The organism is Aureliella helgolandensis (assembly GCF_007752135.1).
Taxonomy (GTDB): Bacteria; Planctomycetota; Planctomycetia; order Pirellulales; family Pirellulaceae; genus Aureliella; species Aureliella helgolandensis.
The window spans coordinates 3029160-3040709 of sequence record NZ_CP036298.1; the positions used below are offsets into that span (position 1 = coordinate 3029160).

General features: G+C 55.4%; 8 protein-coding genes. 6 read left to right on the forward strand and 2 right to left on the reverse strand.

Going from position 1 to position 11550, the window contains the following annotated elements:
- Window positions 1-53: 53 nt before the first annotated feature.
- Complete coding sequence (locus tag Q31a_RS10855) at window positions 54-590, reverse strand: CinA family protein (RefSeq protein ID WP_197356649.1); 537 nt, start codon at window positions 588-590, stop codon at window positions 54-56.
- Between the two features lie 88 nt (window positions 591-678).
- Here Q31a_RS10855 and Q31a_RS10860 point away from each other — a divergent pair, with 88 nt between their 5' ends.
- The 6 genes from Q31a_RS10860 (at window position 679) to Q31a_RS10885 (ending at window position 11069) form a co-directional block, all read left to right on the forward strand.
- A complete protein-coding gene (locus Q31a_RS10860) occupies window positions 679-3213 on the forward strand; it encodes a hypothetical protein (protein ID WP_145077454.1) in 2535 nt (844 codons plus the stop codon).
- A gap of 94 nt (window positions 3214-3307) precedes the next feature.
- Window positions 3308-4783, forward strand: a complete 1476-nt coding sequence (locus Q31a_RS10865) for a DUF1501 domain-containing protein (protein WP_145087123.1) — start codon at window positions 3308-3310, stop codon at window positions 4781-4783.
- Window positions 4784-4897: 114 nt separating this feature from the next.
- Complete coding sequence (locus Q31a_RS10870) at window positions 4898-5626, forward strand: ABC transporter ATP-binding protein (RefSeq protein ID WP_145077456.1); 729 nt, start codon at window positions 4898-4900, stop codon at window positions 5624-5626.
- Complete coding sequence (locus Q31a_RS10875) at window positions 5627-8137, forward strand: ABC transporter permease (protein WP_145077458.1); 2511 nt, start codon at window positions 5627-5629, stop codon at window positions 8135-8137.
- A 232-nt stretch (window positions 8138-8369) separates the two neighbouring features.
- Window positions 8370-9770, forward strand: a complete 1401-nt coding sequence (locus tag Q31a_RS10880) for a PhoPQ-activated pathogenicity-related family protein (protein ID WP_197356651.1) — start codon at window positions 8370-8372, stop codon at window positions 9768-9770.
- A gap of 291 nt (window positions 9771-10061) precedes the next feature.
- Window positions 10062-11069 carry an acyl-CoA desaturase gene (locus tag Q31a_RS10885; RefSeq protein WP_197356653.1) on the forward strand — a complete coding sequence of 336 codons (1008 nt, stop codon included), beginning with the start codon at window positions 10062-10064 and terminating at the stop codon, window positions 11067-11069.
- A gap of 202 nt (window positions 11070-11271) precedes the next feature.
- Here Q31a_RS10885 and Q31a_RS10890 read toward each other — a convergent pair whose 3' ends face one another.
- Window positions 11272-11541 (reverse strand): hypothetical protein, encoded by a 270-nt coding sequence (locus tag Q31a_RS10890; protein WP_145077464.1) that lies wholly within the window; start codon window positions 11539-11541, stop codon window positions 11272-11274.
- Window positions 11542-11550 lie beyond the last annotated feature (9 nt).

Here is an 11550-nt window from a genome sequence, read left to right on the forward strand (position 1 = left end):
TTTTCCCTGATGAAGCGGGTGGGATGCAATAGGATTGATCGAAAGCGAGTGTGTTAATCTTCCGCGTTGTTGGCTAGAAAATCGATGGTACTGGCCAGCACCGCGGCGGTGGCCTCTTGAAGGCGGGCAATCCGCCGCGATTGATCGGAAGAGGACTGCGGCGGCGGGGAGGTGAGCGCGATCTCGAACTCCTGGCTCCGGCCGTCACGGAGTCGAATGGCGATGAAGACCCTCCCATCGGTCTTCGGGGGAGCACCCGGTCCAACATCACCGGTGACCGCTACTGCAATGGCAGACTCCGGGGTACGCTGTAAAATCGCTTCCGCCAACATTTGCGATGCAAGGGGACTAACCGGACCTATCTCGGGATCAATCAGGATTGAGGTGGGAATATCCAACCATTGGGCCTTGCTGTTGGAGCGATAGACAACAAAACTGCCGCACAACCACTGGGAAATCCCCGCCAAACAGCTTAGCGTGGCGGCGACGCGTCCGGCTGTACAGCTTTCTGCCAGCACGAGACGGCGATTGCTCGATTCAAGTAGGTCACGCAGTTCTGCAGCTAGCTTTAACAATTCGGTCTCTTGCATGATCATGCCCCATGGACGTGTTGTACCGACCCTTTTCAGGCTAGAATGAACCTTTGGCCAAAAATACCTTATTAACGCATCTAACTCTATGTTCTATCCGCAATCAGCCCAAACTTACGGCTTGGTCTCCCCATTTCGAGATTTGGCCGGCTGGATTCTATTGTGGGCTGGCTGCTTAGGGGCGGGGTTGCTGACGGGGTGTGGTCAGCGCGCATCGACGTCCACCATTGCAGCGTCGGCAGCGTTCGATTTGTCGGAGGCCAGCTATGTGGGCCAAGCGACCTGCGTAAGCTGTCATCAGGAAGAAGCCACCAAGTTTAGCGGTTCTCACCACGATCGCGCGATGCAGTTGGCCACCCCTGAAACGGTACTCGGGGATTTTGACGATGCCCAAATTGAGCACCATGGCATCGTAAGTCGGATGTTTCGCGATGGCGAGCGTTACATGGTCCATACCGAGGGGCCAGACGGCAAGATGGCCGACTTTCAGATTCAATATGTGTTTGGTCTCGAACCGCTGCAGCAATACATGGTGGAACTACCGTTCGATTCCGAAACGCGAGAGTCGGATGAGCTGCCACGGGTGCAAGTCCTCCGCCTATCTTGGGATACGGAAAAGGGGGTATGGTTCTACTTGGCACCACCGGATGTGCCTGAGAAATTGGAACCCTCGGACGACTTGCACTGGACCGGTATCGCGCAGCGTTGGAATACGATGTGCGCCGAATGCCACAGTACCGATTATCGCAAGAACTTCCAGGTTCCGGAGTCACATTTTGGCCTGCTTCGCAGCCAGAGTGTCGCTGCCGACTCGGCCAGCAGTAGCAGTACCACGGAGGATGTGGAATATTCGACGGAGGGAAGAGGCAGTTATCACTCGACCTTTGTCGAGATCAACGTTTCTTGCGAGGCGTGTCATGGACCGGGCAGTGTGCATGTGGAGTTGGCCAAACAGTGGTTTCCGGGGTGGAATCGTCAAAAGGGCTACGGCTTAGCGAATCTCAAGGCTACGGCGGAAAATCAGATTCAAGCCTGCGCCCCGTGCCACAGTCGTCGCAGCGTGATTGCGGGTAATTTTAAAGCCGGAGACAACTTTTACGACTATTTCAGCAATGAGCTGTTGGCACGCGATGTGTACTATCCCGACGGGCAAGTCTTGGACGAGGACTATGTGCATGGTTCGTTTATCCAAAGCAAAATGTACCACAAGGGAATTCGGTGCAGCGACTGTCATGATCCTCACTCGGCACGGTTGAAGCACGATGGAAACCAGGTCTGTACCTCATGCCATCAACACCCCGCAGCCAAGTACGACTCGGTTGCTCACCATTTCCATAAGCCGGAGAGCGAGGGGGCGCAGTGCGTGAATTGCCATATGCCTGCCACGACCTACATGGCAGTTGACTCTCGACGAGACCATTCGCTGCGCATTCCTCGACCAGACTTGAGCCTCGAAATCGGGACTCCCAATGCGTGTACTGGATGCCATTTGGATCAACAGAATGTTGGTGAGGAGAAACGTCCAGGTTTGAGCCTGTACCAAGACTGGATGCTGGCCGCTCGCCAGGGGGACGAGGAGGTGCAAGCGGAGATCGATCGTGCAAATCAATGGTGTGATGATGCGTGCAATCGTTGGTATGGTTTAACTCGGCGGCGGGATGACCATTTCGGCTTGGCCATTGCTGCTGCGCAGCGTGATGCTCCCGACGCGGTCGAGCGTTTGCAGAAGATGCTCAAGAAAACCGACTTTGAGGCCCCGGCCATTGCGCGGGCTTCGGGCTTGCAAGAGTTGCTGAACCTGGATGCGGGCGCGGCATTCCAGGAAGCCAAGCGGCTCATCTATGACCCGCATCCGCTCGTTCGATCCTCTGCCACGTCGGCGCTGGTGGCTGCGCCGCAGGCCACTCAGGGGGTTAGTCTGCTGGAGGCAGCCTTGTCGGACGAATCGCGCAGCGTGCGAACGGAAGCGGCTCGAAATCTACTCAATTTCCCCTCGAACCTATGGCGCAAGGAGGCGGCGACACCCCTCCGCAAGGCCTTGGATGAGTTGACGGAATCTTTGGAGTATAATAACGACCGCGCCGGGGCTCACCTAGCTCTGGGGATCTTGTCGGAACAACAAGGGCGCGATCAACAAGCGATCCAACACTATCAGGCGGCTCGCGCCGTAGAACCAGGCATGGCCGGTCCACGCACCAACTTGGCGGCCTTGCTTGAACGTAACTTATCCAATCAAGCCCAGTCTACGGGCAAAGTCAATCCAGAACTGGCGGCTGAAATCAGTCGTTTGAGAGCTGAGGAACTGCCGATTTTAGAACGCGACGCGGACTTGGTGCCCAACGTGGCCTCCATTCAGCACCGCTACGGTCTGGCGCTGTACTTGGACGGGCAAGAGGCTGAGGCTGCGAAGCGATTGATCGCGGCTGCCGAGTTGGAGCCGCTGCAGGCTGCTTACGCGCAAGCAGCAGCCTTGATACTTGAAAAATTGGAACGCTGGGAAGAGGCCCAATATTGGGCTGAAGAGGGGGTAAAGCACTCGGGAAACAATCCCGAGTACCAACTCTTGCTGGATCAAATCCGTGCAAAGCGAAACCATGCGCAAGCCGGAAGTGAATCCGAATAGTATTTGAATACTACTTTCAATGGTTGGTCGCTTGACCTGCAGGTACTCGCAAGCATGCCACCGCTGGCAAAACAGAGAACAGTCGGAATTGATGATGAATCCATTTCAACAATATGAATTGCAGATGACGCGCAGGCAATTGCTGTCGCGCGCACGCGGTTGTCTAGGTGCCGCTGCGTTGGGGACCCTGCTGCGTGACGATCAAGCTCGGGCCGAACCCGTGGCCGCCGCAAACCAGCCAGCAAGTATGCCTGGTTTGCCACAGCTTCCGCACTTTCCGCCGACCGCCAAGCGAGTTATCTATCTGTTCATGGCAGGCGGCCCTAGCCACATTGATATGTTCGACTACAAGCCGGCGGTTCGCGCGCTCCACGGCACCGGCTTGCCAGAGTCGATTCGCAACGGACAGCGATTGACTGGAATGTCGAGCGGTCAAAGTGAATTTCCCTGTGTGGCCCCCATGTTTAATTTTGAACGCTATGGAGAGCGAGGGACTTGGGTCAACAGTGATTTGTTACCTCATACCGCGAATATCGTAGATGATTTAACCATCATCAAAACGATGAACACTGAGGCGATCAACCACGATCCCGCCATGACATTTATCAATACCGGCTCGCAGCAATTGGGACGCCCCAGTATGGGCTCTTGGCTGAGCTATGGATTGGGCAGCCCCAATCAAGATCTGCCTGCATACGTAACGATGATTTCAGTTGGCGCCAAACCTGGTCAAGCTCTCTTCTCGCGACTGTGGGGGAGTGGCTTTTTGCCCTCGCAGCACCAAGGTGTTCAATTCCGCAGCGGTGCCGATCCGGTGCTCTACCTCAATAATCCGCCTGGGGTGAAGAGCGACACTCGTCGACGGATGTTGGACGCGGTTTCTCAGATCAATTCGGAGCACTTTCAAGATGTGGGTGATCCGGAAATTCAAACGCGGATCTCGCAATACGAAATGGCATATCGCATGCAAACCTCAGTCCCCGATTTAATGGAGGTTAGCGATGAGCCCGATTACGTTTACGAAAATTATGGAAGCGATTCCCGCAAACCGGGCTCGTTCGCAGCCAACTGCATTTTAGCGCGACGTCTTGCCGAGCGAGGAGTGCGATTTGTGCAGTTATTTCACCGCGGATGGGACCAGCACGGGAACCTACCCAAGGAGTTGCGGACCAATTGCAAGGGAGTGGATCAGCCAGCCGCTGCACTGGTGAATGACTTGAAACAGCGCGGCATGCTGGAGGATACGATGGTCATCTTTGGTGGCGAGTTCGGAAGAACGATTTACAGCCAAGGAGCGCTGACGGTGGACAATCATGGGCGAGATCACCACGGCCGGTGCTTTACAACCTGGGTGGCGGGAGGCGGGTTCAAGCGTGGTTTCGATTATGGGTTGACCGATGATTACAGTTACAACATCTTAGAAAATCCGGTACATATCAACGACTTTAGCGCGACGGTCCTACATGCCCTGGGAATCGATCACGAACGATTCTCGGTCAAGTATCAGGGACTCGACTGGCGTTTGACCGGAGTCGAGGGGGCACGCGTCGTTAAGGATGTTTTAGCCTGATGGACAGTCGACTTCCTTCGTGTGGTTCGGCCGAGCATGACCGTTCCTCACGCAATCTCCGGGGGGATTCTACCCCCGGATGCTTTAGATCCTTGCTGAGAAATTGATTGACGAATGACAATCCTCGAAACCCATGACGTAACTAAGAGCTACGGTTCAGGTGAAGCGCGCGTCGAGGTCCTGCATGGCATCAGCCTCCGTGTGAATCCTGGTGAGTTTGTCGCGATTATGGGCCCGTCGGGGTCTGGCAAAAGCACTCTGTTGACAATCTTAGGGGGAGTCGAAGTTCCGAGCCAAGGAAACGTGTTGTTGGAGGGAGTCGATCTGGCGCGCATCAGCGAAGATGAACGCACGATCCTACGACGACGACGGTTGGGATTTATTTTCCAGTCCTTCAACCTTCTTCCCAACCTGAGCGCCGAAGAGAATGTTGCCCTCCCAATGCAACTCGATGGTCAACCTCCAGCTAAAGTGCAGGAACTGACGCTCAAGTCGCTCGAATTGGTGGAAATGTCCCACCGCAGGTCTCACCTCCCCTCGGCTTTGTCGGGCGGTGAGCAACAGCGGGTGGCAGTCGCTCGCGCCCTGGCCATTCAGCCCGCTTTGCTGTTGGCGGATGAACCGACCGGAAATTTGGATTCACGGCAGTCCAAACGTATCTCCGCGCTCCTGAAATCCTTGGTCGAAGAACGAGGCCAAACCATCGTGATGGTGACGCACGATGCCAATGTGGCGCGAATCGCTGGGCGTTTGATCACGATTCGCGACGGAGTCATCGAACATGATGGCCTCCCGGCCGAAATTCTCGGGGACTCCGACATGCTCGCCTCCAGGGAACTTTAAATGGCTTTGGGCAGATTCAGTTTCCGTGAAGTGCAGGCTCGACCGCTACGTGCGCTCCTTACATTCCTAAGCATTACCATTGGCGTGGCTGCCGTGGTGGCCGTACTGCTAGCTACGGCGACCACCCGGATGGCTCAGGCAGATATGCTGAATGCCATCTCCGGTAAGTCGGACCTCGAAGTCGTAGACAACGGAACTCGCGGCTTTTCCTACGAATTGGTAGGGCAGGTTCGTCAAGTGGATGGGGTCGCAGTTGCCGCGCCGTCCATGATCCGCTTCGGCGTGGTATTCGTGGGGGAACACAAGGCACGCACTCAAGTCCTCGGCATCGACCCGCGGATCGATCAACAGGTGCGAGACTACGAGATTATCGAGGGGACGCTGCCCGAAAGCTATTCCGAAGTCATGTTGGACTCCAGCTTTGCGGAATCGCTCGAGGTTGCCGTGGGGGAGCCCCTGAAGATTTTGGCCCGAGGTGGCTTGCGCGAGTACACCGTTAGTGGTGTGGTGCGACCGAATGGTACCAATGCTGTCGCCCTGGGGAGCGCTGTCTATTTGGTCCTGCCAGCGGCCCAGCAAGCGTTTCAAACTGGAAATGTGGTCGACCAAATTCAGGTCCAATTGGCTCCTGGCGTTGACAAGCGGAAGCTGGAAAAGGTACTCGCAGAGTTGCTTCCGACGGGAGTGACCCTCCGGGCTCCGCGAACGAGCAGTGATATGGTGCAAGAGGCGATGTATGCCACCGAAAATGGGTTGCATATGGCCATCGCCTTCGCGTTGTTAATCTCCATGTTTATCATTTACAACACTTTCCAGATGGCAGTCGGCGAGCGGAGACGCCAAATTGGAATTCTGCGTGCCATTGGAGCAACCCGCCGACAAGTCGCTTGGATGATTCTCCGCGAGGCGATTTGGATTAGCCTAGCGGGCTCGATCGCCGGATGCTTTCTGGGAGTCTGGGGGGCTGGCTATCTCAATTCCGCTACCGAACAAATGCTGCAAGTTGAATTGCCACGCGTCAAACTGACGTGGTTGCCATTTGTGGTAGCCGTTCTTTTTGGAATGGGTGTTTCTCTGTTGGGCGCGATCTTGCCAGCCAAGCGGGCGAGTTCGGTACAACCCATGGAAGCGATGCGAGCCACGGAGATTCGCTACAACGATGAAGTGATTCGTCTGACCAAACCGCTGGGGCTGATCGTCATCCCGCTTGGGGCCAGCTTGTTGTACCTCTCCACGCATAATCTATTGCCAATCGGTGGAGACATTGTGGCCATCGTGCTGATGTTGCTCGGCTGTGTGCTGCTGATTCCATGGGGCATGCATCCGATGTCCGAATGTGTTACCCGTATCTTGGTGCCTTTCCTGGGCATCGAAGCGAGGCTGGCGCAGAAGCAGCTGATGCGGCATGTCGGGCGGAGCGCGTTGACCATCGGCGTGCTGTTCATCGCGATCAGTACCAGCGCAGGCTTGGCAGGCAATATTCTCGACAACGTCAAGAATGTTCGAACGTGGTACGAGCACGCGATTATTGGTGACTTTTTCGTGCGTGCTTCCATGCCCGATTTGGCCAGTGGTGCGGCGGCAGACATGCCCTCGGATGTGGGGCTGTCACTCGAGGAGATCGAGGGAATTCAGTCGATTGACCAGATGCGCTTTGTCAACGCTCTCTCCGGCGAGAATGATATCCTGCTGATTGTTCGTAGTTTTGTAGGAGAGGTCGACGATTTCTTCGACATTTCCGAGGGCACGTCCACTGCTGCCCTACAAGGGCTGAACAATAACAAAGTCGTTATTGGGTCGGTGCTTGCCCGACGACTGGAATTGACGTTGGGCGATCTGATTCCCATTGAAACGCCCGAGGGAACAGTGGAACTAGAGATCGCTGCAATCACCAACGACTATTTCGGGGGTGGATTAACGGTCTACATGGAACGCGAATTGGCTTCGCGGTTGTTGGGGGTCGATGGTGTCGATGCGTTCATTATCAAATCCGCCAGCGGGATGCGCGATCAAGTTGAAGCAGAACTTCGAGCGTTCTGTCGTGCAAATGGTTTGATCCTACAATCGTATGCTGAGCTGGTTACATTCATTGATGGCATGATCAATGGTGTGATTGCGAGCTTGTGGATGCTGCTGGGGTTGGGGTGCATCATTGCGGCCATGGGCCTTGTGAACACGCTGACCATGAACATTTTGGAGCAGACGCGTGAGATTGGTATGCTACGCGTCGTGGCGATGACACGTGGGCAGGTGCGTCGCATGATCTTCGCACAAGCCACATTGCTCGGATTGATCGGGCTCATTCCCGGTGCTGCGGTGGGCTCGATTGTCTCCTATCTGATTAGCCTCTCTTCGATGGCTGTTTTGGGCCGTAGTATCGATTTCAATTTTCGACCTGAGCTCGTCTTCGGTTGCCTTCTATGCGGGCTAGTGATCGTTATGCTGTCCTCGCTGATTCCCGCGGAACGGGCGGCTCGCCTCAAGATTTCTTCGGCGCTGCACTACGAGTAGTCTGCCTCTTCAAGCCTTACTCTAAAATTCCCACCGGCGAATGTGGGCAACTACGCAAGCAGGGCATCCGTCAAGCTGGGGGCTGCCGAATTCCGTTGTTCGTTCGTGGTGCCGCGGTTTGGCCCGCTGCACACCGCATGACCGTAAATCTGGTATGTTGCAAGATCGTAGTTGTTGGCGATTTCGTCAAATCGTTTGCTTCCAATCTACTCTGTTATTCGAGGTGCCCCGAATGTTAGGTCGTCGTATCTTGGGATTGTTCATTGCGAGCTGCTGTCTTTGCAACTCGATACCACAGGGACGTGCCCAAGGCGTGGGCGACACGGCGGTTGCAAGCGCCCCAACTCCCAGGATAAAAGCCACTACGCAACCACTTTACGATTATGTGTCTGCCCCGGATGCGAGCTACGACTGGGAAGTGCGCGAGAGATTGACCATTCAAGATTGTGATGTGTTGCGTGTGCACTTGGTGTCCCAAACTTGGCATGACATTGCCTGGCGGCATGTGGTCTACTTGATCAAGCCACCGAATCTCGACCCTCAACGTCGCGATGCGGTATTGGTCGTGGCGGGCGGGAGCTGGGACCAGGCTTGGCCCGAGAATGGCCCTCAATCGGTTTCGCTCCGGGGGGAGGCTCAATTGATGGCCGGCGTGGCGCAGCAGTTTGGATGCATCATCGCGGTAGCAAGTCAAATTCCCTTCCAGCCGATGATGGAGGGAAAACACGAAGACGAAATCATTGCGACCACTTTTAAAAACTATATCGAAAGTGGCGATGCGACCTGGCCCTTGCTGTTGCCAATGGTCAAAGCTGCGATGCGCTCGATGGATGCCGCGACCGCCGCCGCCCAGAGGGAATGGCAGGTAAACCTGGAAAACTTCACGGTCACAGGCGCATCGAAACGAGGTTGGACAACTTGGTTGACCGGTGCCATGGATTCACGCGTTACGGCGATTGCGCCCATGGTGATCGACATGCTGCGGATGGACCGACAGATGCAGCATCAAATCGATTCCTGGGGAAAGTACTCAGAGCAGATCGCGGACTATACCGAGCTGCAATTGCCCAAGATGCTGGGGACACCCGAGGGGCAGTCGCTGCAAGGGATCGTCGATCCCTTCGCCTATCGTGGGCAGTTAGGCCAGCCCAAACTCTTGATCTTTGGAACCAACGATCGCTACTGGCCGCTGGACGCTTGCAACCTCTACTGGGACCAATTGGAGGGGGATAAGTACCTGCTCTATGTTCCCAATCAAGGGCATGGCATTCGAGACTACGCGCGACTCATTGGCAGCCTGAGCGCGCTTCATCATAGTTTGCATGGGGGGCCCGCCCTACCGAAACTAACCTGGGATCACCAGCAGGCAGATAACCAATCGGAGCTTGTCGTCGCAACAAAGGACTCGATTGATTCGGTGCATGGTTGGGTCGCCTCTTCGGACTCCAAGGATTTCCGAGATGCGACGTGGTCGCAACAAGCTTGTCAACGGATCGACGAGGAGAGTTGGAAGTTGACGGTCGCGGCGCCAGAGAAAGGTTATCGGGCCTTCTTTGCCGAAGCGGTATTCCTTTCCAACGACTTGCCCGGCTTCCTCTCCACGAACATGACGATTGTGGGTGGCAATCCATAGTTTGGCGACTGGTCAGTAGCGGTAACGCTGGAGCGCGTTAGACTTTGCCTCGAACTTGCAATTCGACGGTCTTGCTAAGGATTTCAGTCGGCAGTTCGGCGCATCCAAAAAATCGGCCTTTCCAATCTGGTAGCTGCGTGGGACAATCAGGGTTCACGCAGTCCGTCGGTTAGCCCCCACTTAGTCGATTCTGCAGACTTCTGCATTCGAATCTGCCTGCGAGGTTTGGCGATGCTCACTGCCGAATCGAGGGGCAGAGGACGATATAGCCATTTTCGAGAAGGTGGATCGATGAATAACCCAGTTCCAGCCCCAGTCTTGCCTTACCGCATGAATTGGACCTACTCGGTCACGATCGTTTTGATTCATTTGTTGGGGTTTCTGGCGCTCATTCCCTATCTGTTCAGCTGGACTGCCTTTTGGGTGTTTGTGATCGGAATTCATGTCTTTGGGCAGGGGATAACGATCGGCTACCACCGTTTGCTGACTCACCGTAGCTTCAAATGCCCTAAGTGGGTGGAGCGAGTTTTTGCAATTCTAGGCATTTGCTCGATGCAAGATACGCCAGCCAGATGGGTTTCCGTGCATCGTCAGCACCACGTTCATTCGGATGAAATTCCCGATCCCCACAGCCCACGGGTGACCTTCTTCTGGTCGCACATGGGGTGGTTAATGTGGGTCAACCGCCAGACCTACAGCGCTGCAGGGCTCGAAAAGTTTGCGAAGGATCTACTGCGCGACCGCTTCTACATGCGGTTGGAATTGAACCCCTTCCAGCAATTTAAATATCTGATGGGGCAGTTCGTCGTATTCTTCGCTGCTGGATTCGGAATCAGCTTTCTATTCAGTCCAGAACTATCCGCCGCAGTGCAACTCGGCGCAAGCATGGTGACTTGGGGTGTCATTATGCGAGTCATTGCAGTGTGGCATATCACTTGGTCGGTGAACTCGCTCAGCCACATGTTTGGCTATCGCAATTATGAAACCAACGAAGGCAGTCGCAACAACTGGCTGGTAGCGCTGCTGAGCGTGGGCGAAGGGTGGCACAACAATCATCACGAAGACCCCTCGGCGGCGTCTGTTCAGCACCGTTGGTGGGAGTTGGACATCAGTTACTACGAGATCAAGCTCCTGGAAATGGTGGGGTTGGCGAGTGACGTGATTCCACCGAGGCAGATGCGACACGGCCACCGACCCACTTCCAAAGCGACCGACAAGCGCGGTTCGGGTAGTACTGGAGATGCGAATCCACCGAGCGACGTCACCGATCCTACGGTCACCAAGAAGATTCCAGCCTAACTTCGAGATCACCGACACCTTGTGATCCCGGTTGAAGACTAGCTGGAGATGGTTATATTTCGCCAGAGATGCTTTTGCAGAAAGGCAGCTTTGGCGAAGCTCGCCAACAGTTGGTATTATGGTAGGCGAGGTGAAGTGCCGGTTCATGGATCGCGGCTTGCCAGGATAGTTCATGCCTGCGAAGCGAAAATCGAGATGGACTTTATCGCCTGCGCGCATGGAGAGCTGGCACGAAATGCGGTGGACTCCGCTCTCCGGCCGAATGCATCGGTATCCGCTGCCATTTCAGGTCGTGGTAGTGGAGGAATTTCCGAGCCAACGGCTTGCGGGTATCGCCACCTGCCGCCTGAGCAAGGTGGGCGTAACCACCGCTGGCAGACCTCGAAACTAGGTGCGATGCCACTGAATCGACAAAGCTGCCGGCTTTGAATCGCCCATGCCATCGGCCCCCTCGATCGTCGTTCCAGGTCATTGGACCTGT